General features: G+C 41.2%; 20 protein-coding genes, 2 tRNA genes and 1 pseudogene. 17 read left to right on the top strand and 6 right to left on the bottom strand.

Annotated elements, in window-relative coordinates; all coding sequences use genetic code 11:
• Positions 1-22: 22 nt before the first annotated feature.
• The gene (locus MKL36_RS18470) at positions 23-904 is read right to left on the bottom strand and encodes a LysR family transcriptional regulator (RefSeq protein WP_000861801.1); all 882 of its coding nucleotides are present in this window, start codon (positions 902-904) and stop codon (positions 23-25) included.
• Positions 905-1,069: 165 nt separating this feature from the next.
• Between MKL36_RS18470 and MKL36_RS18465 the strand changes: the two genes are divergently transcribed.
• The 7 genes from MKL36_RS18465 (at position 1,070) to MKL36_RS18435 (ending at position 9,664) form a co-directional block, all read left to right on the top strand.
• On the top strand, positions 1,070-2,587 hold the full coding sequence (locus tag MKL36_RS18465) for a CoA-acylating methylmalonate-semialdehyde dehydrogenase (protein ID WP_147506175.1): 1,518 nt from the start codon (positions 1,070-1,072) through the stop codon (positions 2,585-2,587).
• Between the two features lie 11 nt (positions 2,588-2,598).
• Positions 2,599-3,489, top strand: coding sequence for a 3-hydroxyisobutyrate dehydrogenase (mmsB, locus tag MKL36_RS18460; protein WP_001017291.1), 891 nt, complete (start codon positions 2,599-2,601; stop codon positions 3,487-3,489).
• 81 nt (positions 3,490-3,570) lie between these two features.
• A complete protein-coding gene (locus MKL36_RS18455) occupies positions 3,571-5,220 on the top strand; it encodes an AMP-binding protein (RefSeq protein ID WP_004740955.1) in 1,650 nt (549 codons plus the stop codon).
• 11 nt (positions 5,221-5,231) lie between these two features.
• Positions 5,232-6,359 (top strand): acyl-CoA dehydrogenase family protein, encoded by a 1,128-nt coding sequence (locus MKL36_RS18450; protein WP_001160766.1) that lies wholly within the window; start codon positions 5,232-5,234, stop codon positions 6,357-6,359.
• Between the two features lie 21 nt (positions 6,360-6,380).
• The gene (locus MKL36_RS18445; protein WP_001198685.1) at positions 6,381-7,154 is read left to right on the top strand and encodes an enoyl-CoA hydratase; all 774 of its coding nucleotides are present in this window, start codon (positions 6,381-6,383) and stop codon (positions 7,152-7,154) included.
• Between the two features lie 12 nt (positions 7,155-7,166).
• A complete protein-coding gene (locus MKL36_RS18440; protein WP_004740951.1) occupies positions 7,167-8,192 on the top strand; it encodes an enoyl-CoA hydratase/isomerase family protein in 1,026 nt (341 codons plus the stop codon).
• Between the two features lie 119 nt (positions 8,193-8,311).
• On the top strand, positions 8,312-9,664 hold the full coding sequence (locus MKL36_RS18435) for an MFS transporter (protein WP_004740949.1): 1,353 nt from the start codon (positions 8,312-8,314) through the stop codon (positions 9,662-9,664).
• Between the two features lie 92 nt (positions 9,665-9,756).
• Here MKL36_RS18435 and abaI read toward each other — a convergent pair.
• The 3 genes and pseudogenes from abaI to MKL36_RS18420 form a co-directional block, all read right to left on the bottom strand.
• A pseudogene (gene abaI / locus MKL36_RS18430) lies at positions 9,757-10,122 on the bottom strand (acyl-homoserine-lactone synthase AbaI); the annotation flags it as partial.
• A gap of 33 nt (positions 10,123-10,155) precedes the next feature.
• Positions 10,156-10,231: transfer RNA gene (locus MKL36_RS18425), tRNA-Gly, on the bottom strand.
• Between the two features lie 45 nt (positions 10,232-10,276).
• A tRNA-Gly gene (locus MKL36_RS18420) sits at positions 10,277-10,352 on the bottom strand.
• Between the two features lie 230 nt (positions 10,353-10,582).
• Between MKL36_RS18420 and MKL36_RS18415 the strand changes: the two genes are divergently transcribed.
• The 5 genes from MKL36_RS18415 (at position 10,583) to MKL36_RS18395 (ending at position 13,417) form a co-directional block, all read left to right on the top strand.
• Positions 10,583-10,891, top strand: a complete 309-nt coding sequence (locus MKL36_RS18415; RefSeq protein WP_000051227.1) for a BolA family protein — start codon at positions 10,583-10,585, stop codon at positions 10,889-10,891.
• An 11-nt stretch (positions 10,892-10,902) separates the two neighbouring features.
• Positions 10,903-11,295, top strand: coding sequence for a SirB2 family protein (locus tag MKL36_RS18410; protein WP_123785543.1), 393 nt, complete (start codon positions 10,903-10,905; stop codon positions 11,293-11,295).
• Positions 11,296-11,371: 76 nt separating this feature from the next.
• Complete coding sequence (locus MKL36_RS18405; RefSeq protein WP_000957990.1) at positions 11,372-12,214, top strand: ParA family protein; 843 nt, start codon at positions 11,372-11,374, stop codon at positions 12,212-12,214.
• A gap of 10 nt (positions 12,215-12,224) precedes the next feature.
• Positions 12,225-12,611 (top strand): hypothetical protein, encoded by a 387-nt coding sequence (locus MKL36_RS18400; protein ID WP_004740944.1) that lies wholly within the window; start codon positions 12,225-12,227, stop codon positions 12,609-12,611.
• A gap of 215 nt (positions 12,612-12,826) precedes the next feature.
• Positions 12,827-13,417, top strand: a complete 591-nt coding sequence (locus MKL36_RS18395) for a LysE family translocator (RefSeq protein WP_031977702.1) — start codon at positions 12,827-12,829, stop codon at positions 13,415-13,417.
• A gap of 7 nt (positions 13,418-13,424) precedes the next feature.
• Here MKL36_RS18395 and MKL36_RS18390 read toward each other — a convergent pair whose 3' ends face one another.
• Positions 13,425-14,066 carry a DedA family protein gene (locus MKL36_RS18390; protein ID WP_031977704.1) on the bottom strand — a complete coding sequence of 214 codons (642 nt, stop codon included), beginning with the start codon at positions 14,064-14,066 and terminating at the stop codon, positions 13,425-13,427.
• Between the two features lie 193 nt (positions 14,067-14,259).
• On the opposite strand from MKL36_RS18390, the gene MKL36_RS18385 reads away from it, so the two are divergent.
• Entirely contained in the window at positions 14,260-14,697 is a 438-nt protein-coding gene (locus MKL36_RS18385; protein WP_147506174.1) for a DoxX family protein, read from the top strand.
• Positions 14,698-14,756: 59 nt separating this feature from the next.
• On the opposite strand, the gene MKL36_RS18380 is transcribed toward MKL36_RS18385, so the two are convergent.
• Positions 14,757-15,974, bottom strand: a complete 1,218-nt coding sequence (locus MKL36_RS18380; RefSeq protein WP_169518027.1) for a DUF445 domain-containing protein — start codon at positions 15,972-15,974, stop codon at positions 14,757-14,759.
• A 386-nt stretch (positions 15,975-16,360) separates the two neighbouring features.
• Here MKL36_RS18380 and guaA point away from each other — a divergent pair, with 386 nt between their 5' ends.
• The 4 genes from guaA to MKL36_RS18360 all read left to right on the top strand — a co-directional run bounded on the left by guaA (position 16,361) and on the right by MKL36_RS18360 (position 19,899).
• On the top strand, positions 16,361-17,929 hold the full coding sequence (gene guaA / locus MKL36_RS18375; RefSeq protein ID WP_031977706.1) for a glutamine-hydrolyzing GMP synthase: 1,569 nt from the start codon (positions 16,361-16,363) through the stop codon (positions 17,927-17,929).
• A gap of 65 nt (positions 17,930-17,994) precedes the next feature.
• On the top strand, positions 17,995-18,783 hold the full coding sequence (locus MKL36_RS18370) for an ANT(3'')-II family aminoglycoside nucleotidyltransferase (protein ID WP_001279066.1): 789 nt from the start codon (positions 17,995-17,997) through the stop codon (positions 18,781-18,783).
• 222 nt (positions 18,784-19,005) lie between these two features.
• On the top strand, positions 19,006-19,533 hold the full coding sequence (locus MKL36_RS18365) for a PadR family transcriptional regulator (protein WP_001249777.1): 528 nt from the start codon (positions 19,006-19,008) through the stop codon (positions 19,531-19,533).
• A 60-nt stretch (positions 19,534-19,593) separates the two neighbouring features.
• Positions 19,594-19,899, top strand: coding sequence for a DUF3861 domain-containing protein (locus MKL36_RS18360; protein WP_000809282.1), 306 nt, complete (start codon positions 19,594-19,596; stop codon positions 19,897-19,899).
• The last annotated feature ends 52 nt before the right edge of the window (positions 19,900-19,951 follow it).

The raw sequence follows: 19,951 nt of genomic DNA, 5'->3' as shown, positions 1-19,951 counted from the left end.
TGATTGGCTTTTTATTTATTATTTAATCAACCAGTAAATGTTGGTATTTATCGGCCTGTTTACGCAAGTAATCCCAAACCAGTTTAATGCGCGGCTCATGCTGTAAATCAACGAAGGTCAGCATCCAGAAGGTATGGGTAAAACGAACTTGTTGTTCTAACACCTCTTCAAGCTCAGGCTTATCATCTGCCAAAAACTTGGGCAAAATTGCAAGACCTGCGCCTGCGCTGACCGCAATTTGTTGTGCCAAAATGCTGCTACTGCGAAAGTTCGCGTTAAGCTTTAAAGGTAAGCGTTCTAGACAATACAGCTCGGGGCTATACACCAGATCATCAATATAGTTCACAAAGCGGTGCTGGGTTAAATCTTCCAGACGGCGAATTGGTGGGTTTTGCGCTAGATAGTTTTGGCTACCGTAAATTTTTAAACAGTAATCAGACAAGCGCGTAATGATATAAGGCCCTGAGGTTGGGCGTTCAATCGACACCACAATATCTGCTTCACGGTGCGAGAGCTTAATCATTTTTGGTACGGGTATCAGGTCGATGGTAAGCAGAGGATACTGTATGGAGAACTCAGCCAGTAAGCGGGCTAAAAATGCAGTTCCAAAACCCTCAGGTGTGCCAATTCGCACACGACCTTGCAAAGGTTGATGTGGTTTTTCAATTTGTAAGAAAGCTTGTTCCATTTGTTCAACTCGAGGGACAAGTGCCATCCCTTCGAGAGTTAACTCATAGCCCGTTGCTTCACGCTTAAATAGCGTGGTACCCAAAGCAAGTTCTAGAGCCTGAATCCGTCTAGCCACCGTACTGTGCTCGACACCGATAATACGTGCAGCATTGGTTAGAGTTTTAGTGCGTGCTAAAACCAGAAAAAACTGTAGATGATCCCAATCCACTTTCATTTTTGTTATTGTCCCTGTGCATATTTGCACAACAATCGTGCATGAATTTGCGTTGGTGGTCAAAGATTTCTTTGTTAGTCTCAAATAAAACCTGAATAAAGAAAATACATAGAAAAGTATTTTCTAATAACTGAACACAATAAAAATATGACCTACGGAGAGGTTATGAACACAATCCAGAAAATCGAATTGGACACCGCTAAATTACTTATTAACGGACAGTTTATCGAATCTAAAACACAAGAATGGCAAGACATTGTTAACCCTGCAACTCAGGAAGTGATTGGCCGCGTGCCTTTTGCAACGGTTGAAGAAGTCGACGCTGCTATTCAGGCTGCACAAGATGCTTTTGCTTCGTGGCGCCAGACCCCAATTCAGGCACGTATGCGCATCATGCTCAAGTTACAAGACTTGATCCGTGCCAACATGAAAGAAATCGCACAAGTATTGACGGCTGAACAAGGTAAAACTTTGGCAGATGCCGAAGGTGATATTCAACGTGGTCTAGAAGTGGTTGAACATGCATGTTCAGTTGGTACTTTACAAATGGGTGAATATGTTGAAGGTGTAGCATGTGGTGTAGATACGTATACCTTGCAACAACCTTTGGGTGTTTGTGCGGGTATTACGCCGTTTAATTTCCCAGCCATGATCCCGCTTTGGATGTTCCCAATGGCAATCGTGTGCGGCAATACTTTTGTCTTAAAACCATCAGAACAAGATCCATTATCGACCATGATGTTGGTTGAGCTTGCGATTCAAGCTGGTATTCCGGCAGGTGTGCTGAACGTTGTGCATGGCGGTAAAGAAGTGGTTGACCGTTTGTGTACCCATAAAGACATTAAAGCAATTTCATTTGTAGGATCAACAGCGGTTGGAACACATGTTTATAACCTTGCAGGGCAGCATGGCAAACGTGTGCAAGCCATGATGGGTGCAAAAAACCATGTAGTTGTGATGCCGGATGCCAATAAGGAACAAACCTTAAACGCTTTAGTAGGGGCAGCATTCGGTGCAGCGGGACAACGCTGTATGGCATTGTCGGTTGCAGTGATGGTTGGCGACAGTAAACAGTGGATTCAAGAGTTAGTTGAAAAAGCCAAAACACTAAAAGTAAATGCAGGTCATGAACCAAATACTGACATTGGTCCAGTGATTTCAAAACGTGCCAAAGCGCGTGTAATTGACTTGATTAATAGCGGTGTTGAGCAAGGTGCAGAGTTACTACTCGATGGTCGCAATGTTCAAGTACAAGGTTATGAGTCAGGTAACTTTGTGGGCGCCACGATTTTTAGTGGTGTAAATACCGACATGCGTATTTATAAAGAAGAAATCTTTGGCCCGGTACTTTCAATTATTTGTGTAGATACACTCGATGAAGCAATCGCTTTGATCAATGTCAACCCATTTGGTAACGGTGTAGGGCTATTCACACAAAGCGGTGCCATTGCACGTACTTTCCAAAACCTTATTGATATTGGTCAAGTCGGTATCAATATTCCAATTCCTGTACCAGTGCCGTTCTTTAGTTTTACCGGTTCAAGAGGCTCAAAACTAGGTGATTTAGGACCATACGGTAAACAGGCTGTGCAGTTCTATACCCAAACCAAAACGATTACCAGTCGCTGGTTTGAAGATAGCCATGAAGTTGGTGGTGTAAATACAACCATTAGTTTACGTTAAGGGGATCACGGATGAATATCGCCTTTATCGGTCTAGGTAATATGGGCGGCAGAATGGCCCAAAACCTACTAAAAGCAGGACTCAAAGTTTATGGTTACGACCTCAGTGAAATCGCAATTCAGCACTTCGCCGAGGCAGGTGGTGTGGTTTGCGACAGCCCACAGGACGCAGCTAAACAAGCAGATGTAGTCATTACCATGTTGCCTGCGGCGAAGCATGTTAAAGAGGTTTACTTGGGTGAAAATGGTGTCTTGGAAGTGCTAAAAGCAGGTAGCTTATGCATTGATAGCAGCACCATTGACCCGCAAACCATTAAAGACATTGCTGCTGTTGCACATAGTAAAAATATTAAAATTTGTGATGCACCAGTTTCTGGTGGAACCATTGGTGCTCAAGCAGGAACCTTAACCTTCATGGTCGGTGCCGATGAGCAAACCTTTAATGAGGTGAAACCTGTGCTCAGCCACATGGGCAAAAATATTGTTCATTGTGGTGATGTGGGTGCAGGTCAAATTGCCAAAATTTGCAATAACCTGATTTTAGGAATTTCAATGGCTGCGGTGGCCGAAGGCATGGCGCTGGGTGTGAAGTTAGGCATCGACCCACAAGCATTGGCAGGTGTAATTAATACTTCAAGTGGCCGTTGCTGGAGTTCGGATGTGTGTAACCCATGGCCACATATTAATGAAAATGCGCCCGCATCTCGAGGCTATCAAGACGGTTTTGCGACACAGCTAATGCTAAAAGATTTAGGACTCGCTGTAGAAGCCGCAGGCCAAGTGAAACAGCCGGTTTTATTAGGTGGCATGGTACAACAGCTTTATCAGCAAATGTGTATGCGTGGTAATGCTCATCTCGATTTCTCGAGCATTATTCAACAATACCTGCCACAAGAGGCATAACGGTAAAGCCAAAGGATGGCTTTAAACGAATAAATCAAACCCTGTCGTGAATAACAACAAATCCGGACTGAGGGAAAAGATATGATGGATTATCAAAATGCTGTACAGGCTTTCGATTTGGAAAGCACTGCTAAACAGATGTTGTCAGGTTCACTCGATGCACTGAACGCATGTTACGAATGTTGTGATAGACATGCAGATAGCGACAAAATCGCGCTGTACTGGCAAGGAAAAGACGGTCGCAAAGAACAATATACCTTCCGTGAACTAAAAGAATGGTCGAGTCAGTTTGCTAACTTTTTAAAATCACAAGGTGTGAAAGCGGGAGACCGTATTTCAGGCTTATTGCCAAGAACACCTGAACTGATTGTGACCATTTTGGCAGCTTGGCGAATTGGTGCGGTGTACCAACCCCTATTTACTGCCTTTGGTCCCAAAGCGATTGAGCACCGTATTCAACTTGCTCAAAGTAAGCTGGTGGTGACCGATATGGGCAACCGTAGCAAGCTCGACGAAATTGAAAAGTGCCCTGCAATTATGACAGTGGCCGACGCACAAGGTACTCCGCTTAAAGCAGGTGATTTTAATTTCTGGAATGAAGTGAAGCAGCAGTCCGATCAATGTGATCTGGTGATGCGTAGCATCCAAGATCCTTTCTTGCTTATGTTTACTTCAGGCACTACAGGACCAGCGAAACCATTGGAAGTGCCACTAAAAGCACTGATTGCTTTTGGTCGATATATGCAAGATGCCATTGGTTTAACCGAAGAGGATTCATTCTGGAATATTGCCGATCCGGGTTGGGCTTATGGTCTGTACTATGCGATTACTGGACCGTTATTTTTAGGCCATGCCACTTTGTTCTATGAAGGCGGTTTTAGTACCGATAGCCTATGTCAAATTGTGAAAGATTATAAAGTTAACAACTTGGCAGGTGCACCAACGGCTTACCGCATGATGATGGCGGCTGATCCGGCACAAATGGCGCCGTTAAAAGGACAATTCCGTGTGGTGAGTAGTGCAGGCGAGCCGCTTAACCCAGAAGTAATTCGTTGGTTTAAACAAGTCCTTGATGCTCCAATTTATGACCATTATGGGCAAACTGAAGTGGGCATGGTGGTGTGTAATCATCATGGTTTAAAACATGAAATTCATGCTGGTTCAGCAGGTTTTCCAAGTCCGGGCTATCGTGTTGCAATTGTTAATGAACAAGGTGAAGAACTTCCGCCAGACACACCGGGAATTTTAGCAGTCGACATTAGCCAGTCTCCAATGATGTGGTTTGGTGGCTATAAAGAAAGTCGTAAATCACCTTTCATTGGTCATTACTATTTAACGGGTGATACTGCCGAGCTACATGCCGATGGCAGTATGAGCTTTGTCGGCCGTAGCGATGATGTGATCACCACATCGGGTTATCGTATTGGACCTTTCGATGTAGAAAGCGCACTACTTGAACACGACGCTGTGATTGAAGCCGCAGTAATAGGCGTGCCTGATCCGGATCGCACTGAAGTGGTTAAGGCTTTTGTAATTTTAGCTGCGGGCGTACAACCTTCAGATGCGCTTGCTGAAGAACTCAGCCAGTTTGTTAAAAGACGACTTTCTGCTCATGCTTACCCACGATTAGTTGAATTTGTGAGTGAATTACCTAAAACTCCAAGTGGCAAAATTCAGCGCTTTTTATTGCGTAATCAAGAAATTGCTAAACAACAAGCTAAAGCAGGGTAAAGGAAATAATAATGCAATTTACCGAAGAACAATTACTCATTCGTGATATGGCGAAAAGTTTCGCCCAAGAACAAATCAAGCCTAATGCCAGTGATTGGGATCGAGATGGAACTTTTCCAAAAGAAACTCTGACTCAAATGGGACAACTCGGTTTTATGGGAATGCTTGTTTCAGAGGAATGGGGTGGTTCAGACACGGGTAACTTAGCCTATGTACTGGCACTCGAGGAAGTTGCAGCAGCGGATGGTGCAACCTCGACCATTATGAGTGTACATAACTCGGTTGGTTGTGTGCCTATTTTAAAATTTGGGACTGACGAGCAAAAAGAGCGCTTTTTAAAACCTTTGGCACAAGGTGAAATGATAGGAGCTTTTGCCTTAACCGAACCGCATACTGGCTCAGATGCAGCAGCTATCAAGACCCGTGCGGTAAAAGATGGTGACGATTACATTTTAAATGGTGCCAAGCAGTTTATTACCTCGGGTAATAATGCTGGCGTCATTATCGTATTTGCTGTGACCGATCCGAGCGCAGGAAAAAAGGGGATTAGTGCATTTTTAGTCCCACGCGAGACACCGGGTTATGAAGTGATTCGCGTTGAAGAAAAGTTAGGTCTGCATGCTTCAGATACCTGCCAAATTGCGCTGACAGATGTACGCATCCATAAAAGTCTCATGCTGGGTAAAGAAGGTGAAGGCCTGAAAATTGCTCTCGCCAATTTAGAAGGTGGACGTATTGGTATTGCTGCACAAGCAGTCGGTCTAGCACGTGCGGCGCTCGAAGAAGCAACTCGTTATGCCAAAGAGCGTATTACTTTTGGCAAACCAATTTTTGAGCATCAAACCATCGCGTTTCGCCTTGCTAGCATGGCAACCGAAATTGAAGCAGCGAGACAACTGGTTCACTACGCTGCACGTCTCAAAGAAGCAGGCCAACCGTGTCTCAACGAAGCCTCAATGGCCAAGTTATTTGCTTCAGAAATGACTGAGCGTGTGTGTTCAAGTGCCTTACAAGTGTTTGGTGGCTATGGTTATCTTCGAGACTTCCCAATTGAACGTATTTACCGTGATGCGCGTATTTGTCAAATTTATGAAGGCACAAGTGATATCCAACGTTTAGTGATTGCACGTAGTCTATAAAATCAGAACAAGGAATAAATAATGCAGTGGCAAAGTATTTTATTAGAAAAGCGTAATGGGGTTGGACTGATTACATTAAATCGCCCTCAAGCGCTCAATGCCTTAAATAGTGAATTAATTAGCGAAATTAATCAGGCATTAGATCAACTCGAAAAAGATCGCGAAATTGGCTGCATCGTATTAGCCGGCTCAGAAAAAGCTTTTGCCGCAGGGGCCGACATTAAAGAAATGGCCGATTTGGCATTTCCCGATATTTATTTAGATGACTTTTTTCATCTTGCAGACCGTATTGCACAGCGCCGTAAACCTTTAATTGCTGCGGTGAGTGGCTATGCATTGGGTGGTGGCTGTGAATTAGCACTCATGTGTGACTTTATTTATTGTGCTGATAACGCCAAGTTTGGTTTACCCGAAGTCACTTTAGGGGTAATTCCGGGTATTGGTGGGACACAACGATTAACCCATGCCATTGGTAAAGCTAAAGCAATGGAAATGTGCCTTACCGCTCGTCAAATGGGCGCAGTAGAGGCAGAACAAAGTGGTTTGGTTGCACGTGTGTTTAGTAAAGAAGAATTACTTGAACAAACCTTGCAAGCCGCTGAAAAAATCGCAGCACGGTCTTTAACTGCAAACGTGATGCTCAAAGAAACCATTAACCGAGCTTTTGAGGTGAATCTCACCGAAGGTTTACGTTTTGAACGTCGCATGTTCCACTCCATTTTTGCAACTGCGGACCAAAAAGAAGGCATGCAGGCATTTGTTGAAAAACGGCAGGCAAATTTTAAAAATCAGTAAGAGATCAATAAAATGAATACAGAAAATCACTTAATGATTGAGCGACAAGGTCAGCTTGGTGTGATCACCTTAGATCGTGTGACTCATCTCAATGCATTGTCGCTAGATATGATTGAAGGAATTGGCGCCCAATTGGAACTGTGGCGAAATGATGCTGCTGTTCAGGCGATCTTAATTAAATCAAATAGCCCAAAAGCCTTCTGTGCAGGTGGCGATATTCGCTATCTCTATGACAGTTATAAAAATGGCACAGCCGATTACAAAGGCTACTTTAGTGCCGAATATAAAATGCTCAATACACTGCGCGAATATGAAAAGCCAATCATCGTTGTGCTTGATGGCTATGTATTAGGTGGTGGTTTTGGCTTGGCTCAGGCGTGTCACATTGTGGTAAGCAGTGAAAAGTCCAGATTTGCCATGCCTGAAACAGCGATTGGTTTTTTCCCGGACGTTGGCGCAACTCATTTCCTGTCTCGCCTTGATGATATTGGCGTTTATATGGCAATTACGGGTGAGCAGATCAGCAGTAGTGATGCGCTCTATCTCGACTTAATTGACTACCATGTGCCAAGCGATCAGTTACAAGCTTTACAAGACGCTCTCGTCGAAGCGCCAAGTTTAAGCAAAGAGGGAATTGAACACATCATTACCCGATTTATTACTCGTCCTGCTGAAAGTGAGCTTAAACAACTTGCCGAAGGCATCCGTAAACATTTTGGATTTCAGCATTTAGATGAGATAGAACAAAGCCTTGAAAATGAAAAGGATGAGAGCTTAAAGACTTGGGCGAGTAAAATGCTTAGTATTTTGCAGCAGCGTTCATTTATTGCCAAACAAACCAGCTTGAAACTGCAACATTTAGGCCGTGGACTTTCACTACAGCAGTGTATGCAGCTTGAGCGTGATTTACAGGATATCTGGTTTGAGCATGGTGACTTTATTGAAGGCGTTCGTGCGCTCATCGTTGATAAAGATAAACAACCACGGTGGCAAGAACGTAATCCTGAGCTGGAACAAATTTTAGAAAAACTAAGCTAAACCATTTTTCAAACACATAAAAAGCTTAAGGAGATAAAGCGAGACCTGAACATGCTTATGGTCAGGACAGATCATAAGCATAAAAAGACAAAACAAGAAAATCTAAAAAGGACATTACGATGCAAACAACACATGGAAACGGTTCACATCCTAAAAAGTCGTCACATCGATTAGCAGGCATCTCTAGCATGGTCGGCACTACGATTGAGTGGTATGACTTTTTTGTTTATGGTGCAGCAGCAGCTCTCATTTTTAACAAACTATTTTTCCCAAATCTGGACCCACTTACAGGTGTGCTTGCAGCATTTGCAACCTATGCTGTTGGGTTTATTGGCCGTCCACTTGGTGGTTTAGTCTTTGGTCATTTCGGTGACAAGATTGGCCGTAAGTCAATGTTATTGCTAACGCTGATGCTCATGGGAATTCCAACCGTACTGATTGGCCTCTTACCGACTTACGAGTCAATAGGTTATTGGGCTGCAATTGGCTTGGTGATCTTGCGATTTATTCAAGGTATGGCCATGGGCGGTGAGTGGGGCGGTGCCGTGCTTATGGCAGTAGAACATGCACCCGAAGGTGGTAAAGGGTTTTGGGGAAGTTTGCCTCAAGCCAGTACCGGTGGGGGCTTAATGCTCGCCTCAATCGCACTAGGACTGGTGTCGTTATTACCTGAGCAAGCATTATTTAGCTGGGGCTGGCGTTTACCATTTCTTGCCAGCATTATTTTACTGGCAGTGGGTTGGTATATTCGTGTAAAAGTGCCTGAGTCACCAGACTTTGAAAAAGTAAAACAACAGTCCGAAGAAGTCAAAGTTCCGGCTTTTCAGGTTTTTAAAAACCATCCAAAACAACTTATCACCATTATTTTGGCTCGCGCTGCCGAAAATGCATGGTTCTATATTGCTTCAACCTTTACGTTAGCTTACACCACCACACAATTAGGTATTCCACGACAAGACATTTTGTTTGCCACTATTTGCGGTGCAGCCGTGATTTTATTTATGACGCCGTTATGCGGACATTTGTCCGATAAAGTCGGTCAACGCAATATGTTTATGTTTGGTCTATGTGTATTGGCACTTTATTCTTATCCATTTTTTAGCATGCTCAATACCAAAGATCCGGTACTGGTCTGGACGGCAATTGTTTTGGCAATTGGTGTGGTGTTCCCGATTATGTATGCGCCACAAGCTCAGCTTTTTGCGCGTCAATTTCCTGCTGAAATTCGTTATAGCGGTATTTCGATTTCGGTACAGTTGGCAGGTGTTTTGGGTGGTGGTTTAGCCCCTATGATTGCCACTAAACTGCTCAGTATTGGGCAAGGCAATCCATATTTAATTATGTTTTATATCGGAAGTATGGCTGTAGTTGCGATTATATCGACATCATTTATGCCGCGCGATTGGAGCTATAAAAAGGATGAGACTTATTATAAGAAAGCAAACCTAAATCTAAAAACCAAGATTGATTGATATGCACTCATCTTGCTCGGTCATATGTATAGATTGCTATGTAAAAATTAGGACTCATGCCCCAAGGATAGGCATGAGTCCTATATAAGAAATTAGATATCAATCAAGCATGCAAACATCGAATATCCATCAATCGTCATTGGTGGACCTGCACGATGGGCACGAAAACCCGCAGCACGTAATAAACGTTCTACTCCAAGAGGAGAAGTCGTAATGAGTTGTTTTGCGCCTTGTTCTCTTGCAAAGTTGATTGCTTCTTGCAGAATTGCAATTGAGACAGGTGATGACACAGCCTGACTGGTAGAGGAAGGTGGATTTGAAAAATCTACGGCTGAAAACCTTGATAATTCCCAAATTTCTGGTGAGCAGGGAATAGGCATTCCATTGAGAAGTTGGGGAAATATTTCCCCGAGTAAATAGGGTTGTGTGGTGGGTAGTAGTCTGGCACAACCGAAAAAGGCACTTACCTTTCGATAAGCGCCTTTTGAATTTGGAGCGGGAAACGAGACTCGAACTCGCGACCCCAACCTTGGCAAGGTTATGCTCTACCAACTGAGCTATTCCCGCATGTATGAGCAGTTTTTACTAAAACTTTCTCAAAAAAAACCAATCTGGAGCGGGAAACGAGACTCGAACTCGCGACCCCAACCTTGGCAAGGTTATGCTCTACCAACTGAGCTATTCCCGCGTGCCGCTTATAATACATTAAGCAAAACAAGGGTCAACAACTTTATGCAAATAATTATGCTGATTGCATAAAATAAAAACAGAAATGAGCATTTAGAGTTATTTTTATTGATAAGTTGCCGAATAAATAGACATTTTGTTTGAAGTCAAAGCATACAAGAGCAACTTTTGTTTGTGTGTAGACAGGGTATACTAGGTCTAAATATACGAATAATCGTAAAAGGAAAAGCTATGAGCCTTGAACAACAGTTGATTGAACGGTTACAGACCCTTGCACCTAGCCATTTAGAAGTCATTAATGAGTCTGCTGGCCATGGTGGTTATTTTCCTGGTAAAGAATCCCACTTTAAAGTGATTGTGGTGAGTGAAGAATTTAACGGCTTGCGTTTGGTTCAGCGTCATCAAAAAGTTTATGCCTTGGCTTCTGATTTAATGAATCCAGGACAAATTCATGCTTTAGCAATCCACGCTTATTTACCAAGTGAGTGGCAAGGTCAAGCGCCAGCAAGTCCAGAATGTGCACATGCACCTAAAAACTAAGGGCTTAGTTTATGGATGCACATTTACTCACTAAAATTATCCATATGACTGCGGTAGCAGCCGCACTTATGGTTTTTGTATTACGCGCTTCTACACTATTTATTGGTGTACAAGGTGAACAACCTAACCCAGCAGGGCGTAAAGTTTTAGTTTCTTTACAGCATTTGTCATTTACCGTGGTTTTCATTACCGGAGCAATTTTACTGGTGATGAAGAACTTTCAGGTACAGCCATGGTTCTACGCTAAAATTATCTTATTTTTAGTGCTCTTATCATCTTTAATGAAAGCCTTTAAAAAGGATGACACTATTTTACTAGCTCAGCGCCGTGCGGGTTTGGTCATTAGTGCAATCGCATTTATTGCCATTATTATTTTGGTAATAGTGAAACCTGTTTTTGCTTAATTGTTCTACATTCTTTGTCTTTTTGCGTAAGCTCTAGGTTAAACTGCATACAGTAAAAAAATATGTAGAGGGAAACATGCTAACTCGTGTGGTGTTTAACCAAAAAGGCGGTGTAGGGAAATCAAGTATTACTGTAAATTTGGCTGCCATTAGTGCCAAACATGGCTTAAGGACCTTGGTTATCGATCTTGATCCTCAAGCCAACTCAAGCCAATACCTTTTAGGTGAAGAAGCAACATACGCTGCTGATAAAGCAGTTTTAGAACCAAATATTGAAAACTTCTTTGAAGATGTGTTGGGAAATAATCAACAGAAAGGTTTAATTGGGAACGCACTGGGCTCAATTCTAAAAGCTCCACGCAACAAAGATCTCGACAGTTTTGTACACTCTACATCCTTTGCAAAATTAGATGTGCTTCCGGCTAGCCCTACGCTCGGTGCTCTTGAACATGCACTTGAAAGCAAACATAAAATTTATAAATTGCGTGACTCTATTCAAAGCTTGGTTGGGCGCTATGACCGCATTTATATTGACACACCTCCAGCCTTTAACTTTTTCACATTGTCTGCATTAATTGCAGCAGATAAGGTTCTGATTCCTTTCGACTGTGATGTCTTTTCAAAGCGTGCTTTACAAACATTGATTGAAAATGTTCTCGAAACGCAAGATGATCATAATGATCGCTTGGAAATTGAAGGAATTGTGGTGAATCAGTTCCAGTCCCAAGCAAAACTACCTCGGGAAGTGGTTCAACAGTTAAAAGATGAAGGGTTACCCGTGCTCAATAGCATGTTACCGCCTTCGATTTTGATGAAAGAATCACATCAGAAAAATTTACCTTTGGCTCACTTAGCGCCAGAACACAAATTGACTCAGTCTTATGAGGCATTGTTCAGCGAAATTGAACCAAAACGATAAGAGAAAAATGATGAAAGGCTTATATATTGTGCCTTTGGCAGCGGCCACTTTACTATTGGGCGCTTGTGCTACAACGGTAAAACCGACTTATGTGTCTCCGACTCAGTATCAATCTTTGAGTTGCCAGCAACTACAAAGTGAATATAACCGTATTCAACAATATATCGACAATGGTGTACAGACACCAAAAAGTACAGGTATGGGTGTTGGACTCGGGCTTGGCGGTGGCTGGGGACGAGGCGGTTGGGGATTCGGCCCATCCATCTCTGTCAATATGGGACAATCTTCTTCAACCAAAAACACCGAACTTTCACGTGTATTAGGTCAACAAGAAGCCATTGTTCAGGCTGCTCAGTTTAAGAATTGTCCAATTATTGTTCGGAAAAAGATGAATTAATCATCAGTTTTGCATCACAATATGCTAACTAATTGCATATTGTGATGAATAAACTTTAGCAAAATGTTTCATAATAAAATTATTATAAATCAATAATTTTTTAAAGATAAGCCTTAGAATAACTTGTATTCTTTCTAATCAGAATACGCTCTAAACTTGCTATATTTTGCCCATTTCGTTTAATGTTGCCGCATCTTTACTAATGTGGAAATTATATGATTGAGAGCTGGTTTTTTGTATTAGCTATGTTGGCTGTTTTACTTATTCCGGGCCCGACAAACGCATTACTTGCAACCGCCGCTCACTCACAAGGTTTATCTAAAACATTCTGGCTTATCCCAATGGAATGGTTGGGCTACGCTTATGGCATTAGTTTTTGGGCAGTGTTCATTCATTTGGCAGATCCGGTTTGGCCTGCACTACTGCTTATTTTGCACATCACTAGCGTATTATATGTATTCTGGATAGCATTCCGCTTATGGAAAACCACGCATTTACAACAATTTAGCCAAAATCATCGTAATATTCGCCCACGTCAATTATTCTTCTCAACTTTAAAAAATCCTAAGTCTTTACTTTTTGCCGCAGGTATTTTCCCCGCTGAAACATGGAATTCGCCTGAGAATTTTCTCATGGTTCTGGCTGCTTTTACTTTGATTCTTATTCCAGCAGCAAGTTTCTGGATGTTTTTCGGACGTGCTTTATTGACGGGATCAATGAAAAAAATAAAGGCCGATCATCTATATAAAGGATCGGCCATGTTACTTATTTTATGTATGCTTCCGGTGGTATTCCGTTTTTTCTAATTGCTCTTTAAATGTTAGCTTTTCGGTTTTTTAGCTTTTGACGTATGAAGCCGATCACACCCGGTAAAATACTAATAATAATGATGCCAAAAATAAGGTGGGTAAAGTTATCTTTTACAAGTGGATGTCCACCGAAGAGATAGCCTAAAGTGACAAAAGAAGCTACCCAACAGAATGCGCCAATTACGTTATAAGTTAAGAAAAACTTATAATTCATGCTGCCAGCGCCAGCAACGAAAGGTGCAAAGGTACGAGCAAATGGAATGAAACGTGCAAAAATAATAGTCTTGCCACCATGACGGGAGAAGAATTCTTGAGTCTTAATTAAATGTTGCTTATTAATAAAGCGTGAATTCATTTCAAATACACGTGGACCGATAAAACGTCCAATATGATAGTTCACTGTATCGCCTAAAACCGCGGCAATGAAGAGTAGAATGCCCAGTAACCAAGGGTCCATTGTGCCTGTAGAAGCCGCTAAAGCACCTGCTGCGAACAGTAAGCTGTCACCCGGTAAGAACGGCATAACCACTAAACCAGTTTCGACAAAAATAATTAAAAATAAAATGCCATAAATCCACGTCCCGTAATTTGTGATAAATTCGGCGAGATGCTGATCAACGTGTAGAATAAAATCAAGAAGTTCCATGAGATGATTAAGTGGTAAACCGTGCTCAAATCCTAGCAGCGAGCCTATAGAAAGTCAGTATAAAACATCAAAAATATACAAATTGATCATCCTATTTGTGCAACGATATATATGGATTTTGAGTATTTAATTATCAATGTCCCAAACCTAGAATGAGTTCATCAACAAATAAGCATTAAATAAAGGTGGCAATATGTTTAATCCAAATTTGGTGGTCAAAAATATCGTGACGCAACCAGGCGCAGACAGTTTTATTAGCCTTGTTGCTCGTCTTCTTATCGCTTATATCTTTCTTGCTGCTGGTTGGGGGAAAATTACCGGTTATGCGGCAACTGCTGGATATATGGAAGCAATGGGTGTTCCAGGTGGACTTCTACCATTAGTTATTCTGGTTGAGTTCGGTGGTGGTTTAGCGTTGTTATTTGGTTTCCAAGCACGTTTCGCAGCTTTTGGTCTTGGGATCTTTAGCATCTTAACTGCGTTCTTATTTCACCAAGGTGGGGCTGATGCAGCAGCACAATATAACAATGGCATCCACTTTATGAAAAATCTTGCAATGGCAGGTGGTTTATTCTTCTTGATGCTTCACGGTGCTGGACGTATTAGCCTCGACCATGCAATTGAAAAATAATATCTAAAGCAAAATAAAAACCGGATGATTCATTCATCCGGTTTTTTTATATTTAAAAATTAAAGCATAAACTGGATTTGTAGCTCACCAACAACAAAACCAAGTACTGCGCCTACTGCAATGAGTGCCCACTCATCTTCTTTAAAGGCTGGACGTAGCATACCTTCAAATTCCGAAGGCGTTAATTTCTGCATACGCTCAATCAGGGTATTGCGAATATTCATGGCATCTTCTGCATAAGACTCAACATATTTCATGGTCTCTGGAAGTTGCTGCATGATACGTTCCGCAACCTGAGTTTTCATATTCTGGTATTTTTCTCCACCAATTGCATAAACAACGAGTGGGCGGATTACACCTGCTTGCATGTCAATTTCCTGTTTGACATGACGGTTAACCAGCTCAATAACACGTGCAGAGTGTGTACCTGAAAACAACTCTTCCATCATATGGCGTGAAGTCAAAAGTTGTTTGGAAATTAAAGCTGCATAGTCAGCTGCCACTTCATTTTGACGTTTAATAAATAGACCTTGCCATGTATAGCCCAATATTTTTTTCGGATAGAGGGGTCTAAACATCATTTGTAGGGCAATCCAGTCACTAAAAAAACCTACAAATCCGCCAAACAGAGGTAGCATCCAAGGATATTTTCCTTGTGTGACAATCCAGCAGAGCATCTGGATCACACCAATACCAAAACCAAATACAAAACCAACGTTACTGAAAAACTTAAACTCTTGTTTGCCTACACGTTTAAAAATATTGTTCAGTAGGCGTTTGTCTTTAAGTAAATTACTAATGACCAAATGTTTAATATCAAAATATCGATTTACGTCACGTTGCACTTCACTCATGATGTGCTCGACAATTTCCGGGGCTTTTGATTGCACTCTGCGGATCAGTCTTTGGCGGGCAAACTCAGGCATGCCTTCCCATAAGCCTGGTTGATATTCTTGGGCAACCTCACGGGTAATATCTTCTGCTGCTGCCATTAATGGTTTTTCAATTTCTTTAGCAATACGCTTTGGGTCAAGGCGAGCAAAAATTTCTTCGGGCTTAATGAGCTTAGCCGTCATAAGCTCTACAGCAGTCGTTGCCATCTTTTCGGCTTTACGAGGCACAATACCTTGCCAGCCAAAAAACGGTTTAATACCTTTAAATTCAAGTGGTGAAAACATCATTTGAATGGCAATCACTTTAGTGACATAGCCAATTAAACCACTCATGAAAGGAATAGAGACATACAACCAAAAATGTTGCTGGAAATCTGCAATCATAGTTTGAAGCATTGTTGTTCCTTAGATTTCTATTGATTTTGATATGGGGCAACAAGCCATAAAAAACGGATAACTGTTTAAGGTCAGACAAATATCGCTTAATGGTATTTACCTTTCCATGGTAATGCCTGTTTTATCGGGTCATCTTAACATCAAATTCATTATGATGTTGCATAGAATGTGATGAATTTATCAATGTGCAGAAGTTCTAAAGTAACTTTTAGGGTGTTGATAAATATAAATAAATAATATTTTATATCGATTATTCTAACTATTAAAATGATTCTAATATGAAAAAAATAAGATATATGATGATTTGCGGTGCGTCGAAGCGTGAAAAATGTTAAAATGGCGCGCTTAATTCTTTTGCCATTTAGTGGTTTGTCATGACTACCAATACTCAAATTACTGAAGATCGTATCCTGATCCTGGATTTCGGCTCTCAATATAGTCAGCTCATTGCACGTCGTGTACGTGAAGCTGGTGTTTACTCTGAAATGTATGCCTTTGATATGTCTGAAGAAGACATCCGTGCTTTTAAGCCAAACGGTATCATTTTATCAGGTGGACCTGAGAGTGTGCATGAAGAGGGCAGCCCTCGCGCACCGCAAGTGGTGTTTGAATTAGGCGTTCCAGTATTGGGTATTTGCTATGGTTTACAAACCATGTCTGAACAGTTAGGCGGTAAAGTTGTGCCGGGTACTGTACATGAGTTTGGTTATGCCGAAGTTGATATCGTTAAACGTGACCAACTTATTGGCAACTTACAAGACCGCGAAAACCAACTACACGTTTGGATGAGCCACGGCGACAAAGTGAGCCAGATTCCAGAAGGTTTTACGATTACTGCAAGCACACCAAGCTGTCCAGTTGCTGCTGTAAGTGATGAAACACGCCGTTTTTACGGTGTTCAGTTCCACCCAGAAGTAACACACACGGCAAAAGGTGAAGAGCTACTTTCTAATTTCGTTCACAAAATTTGTGGATGTGGTGGCCTTTGGACACCTGAACACATCATCGATTTGCGTGTAGAGCAGTTACGTGAGCAAATTGGTAATGAGAAAGTACTTTTAGGTCTTTCTGGTGGTGTTGACTCATCTGTTGTTGCTGCGCTTTTACACAAAGCGATTGGTGATCAATTAACATGTGTATTTGTTGATAATGGTTTGCTTCGTTTAAACGAAGGTGACCAAGTGATGCAAATGTTTGCTGAAAACATGGGTATTCGTGTTATTCGTGCAGATGCAGAAGCGCGCTTCTTAAATGCTCTAGCTGGCGTTACCGATCCTGAAGCAAAGCGTAAAATTATTGGTCGTGAGTTTATTGAAGTATTTGCTGAAGAAGCACGTAAACTTGATGGCGTGAAATTCTTGGCGCAAGGTACAATTTACCCAGACGTAATTGAATCTGCTGCAAGCAAACAAGGTAAAGCACACGTTATTAAATCTCACCACAATGTGGGTGGTTTACCAGATGATTTAGCATTTGAATTGGTTGAACCTTTACGTGACTTGTTTAAAGATGAAGTACGTAAATTAGGTACTACACTTGGTTTACCGCACAGCATGATCTACCGTCATCCATTCCCGGGCCCAGGTTTAGGCGTTCGTATTTTGGGTGAAGTGAAAAAAGAATATGCAGATATTCTTCGTCTTGCTGATGATATCTTTATGCAAGAGCTTCGTGACAGCGGTTGGTATGATAAAACAGCTCAAGCATTTGCTGTCTTCCAACCTGTTAAATCAGTGGGTGTAGTCGGTGATGGCCGCCGTTATGCATGGGTGATTGCGCTTCGTGCAGTTGAAACAGTTGACTTTATGACAGCTCGTTTTGCACATTTACCATACGAATTGGTTGATAAAATCTCAACACGCATTATGAACGAAATTAAAGATGTATCACGTGTGGTATACGACGTGTCATCTAAACCACCAGCAACGATTGAGTGGGAATAATCAAATGAAAAGGCAGGATTAAATCCTGCCTTTTTTATATCTGTTTCTTCCGAAGGAGATGAGAGATGTCTGATTTCATTCAGTTAGAATATCTACAAGAAAAATTACAGCAACTTTTAGCGGAATCATTATTTGCAATCTATCTTTATGGTTCAGCTGTTGATGGTGGCTTAGGGCCAGAAAGTGACCTTGATGTTCTGGTCGTGGTTACTCAACCATTAACATCTGCTTTACGCGAGCAGCTTGCACAAGAATTACTAAAAATTTCACAGCCTGTTGGGGAATTACAAAGACCATTAGAAGTTACTATTTTATTAAAAGATGAGATTCAGTCTGGAAATTATCCTTTAAGTTATGAAATGCAGTTTGGTGAATGGCTACGTGAAGAACTTAAAGAAGGTGGAACATTAAGTTCGCAGAAAGACCCAGATATTAGTATATTGCTTAGAAAAGCGAGATCTCATCATACAGTTTTATTTGGTCCAGCTTTAGACCAATGGGCACCTGAAATTTCTGATCAAGAACTATGGCAAGCAATGTCTGATACTTATCCCGAAATTGTAGCTCATTGGGATGAGGATGCAGATGAAAGAAACCAGATTTTAGCTTTATGCCGGATCTATTTTAGTTTAGTCATGAAGGATATTGCTTCAAAAGGCAATGCAGCTCGATGGGTTATGCCTCAGCTTCCTCCTGAGCAGAAATTCGTATTGCAGCGGCTTATACAGGAATATAGAGGGGAAATCGGTAAACAAAATTGGCAAGAGGAACATTATGCTTTGCAGCCTATTGTTAATTTTCTGAGTTCAAAAATTGAAGAGCAGTTTGAGCAGAAAAGAAATTTGATCACATAATAATTTTTTAGATTCTGGCTTTTCTTACCGACTTTACTAAACATACGGCTATATAAGAGTGCTTAAGCACTCTTTTTTTATTACTTAGTGTTTAAAGAAAATAATATTAATTTTAATAATTATCAAAGCAATAGGTTAGATTTTATTACTTTTTCTTGATAAAAGATATATTAAGATATATCTTAATAGTTATAAATTGTGCGTATTAGAGAACCTCCAAAGATGAGACAACAATCAGAACATCATCATGCTGAACATAATGACCATCATCACGGCCATCACCGTTCGGGGCGTCGTGGGAGACTTTTTGAAGCTGGACGTATGAAACTTTTAGTCCTTCATCTTATTCAGCAAAGTCCTAAGCATGGTTATGAAATTATTAAAGAAATAAGTGATTTGGTAGGCGATGGCTATACGCCAAGTGCAGGAACAATCTATCCGACTTTAACTAGCCTGGAAGAAATGAACCTCATTAACTTGCTAGATGTAGAGCGTAAACAATATCAAATTACGGAATTTGGGGAAGCTTATTTAAATGAACACCAAGACAAGCTAAGTGGGTTGTTAGAGAAATTGCGTTTGAGACGTGAAATTCACAGTAATGATCAATTAATCGAAATTCACCGTGCCATGGAAAACTTAAAGACGGCTTTACGTTTGAAATTGAATACCACTGACTTGAAGCAAGAGCAGATCTATCAAATTGCTGAAAAAATTGATCAGGCTGCTGTTGCGATTGGGCGTCTATAAATGGGCCTTAAACAGGTTGAAATTATCTAAAAACTATCAACTTTAATAGAGAGTTTATGTATGAAACAGCATCAATATCACGTTACGGTACAACATTTAAAAGATGCCAAAGGCGAAGTTTCTACCTATACGGAACGGCTCGAGTTCTATACAGGTAATCATGACGATATTTTCGAGATTGTTGAAAAGTTAAAGAACGCAGAATTTTTTGATGATCAAACCGCAAAGTCTTTTGCAGTCGGTCTAAAGTTATTTAGTGAAGTCATGTTAGAGAATCGAGACCATCCATTGTTTCAAGAATTCTTGCCACAGTTTGGGCAATTTATGAAGAATTTAAAACAACAAGTTAAGACTCAATCACCTTAAGTTGGCCAGATACCTTTAAATTTTCGATTGTTAAAAATTGATTGTCTCATTC

The organism is Acinetobacter sp. AOR12_HL (assembly GCF_027855275.1).
Classification (GTDB): Bacteria; Pseudomonadota; Gammaproteobacteria; order Pseudomonadales; family Moraxellaceae; genus Acinetobacter; species Acinetobacter baumannii.
This window is presented reverse-complemented; position numbering and strand designations above follow the sequence as displayed.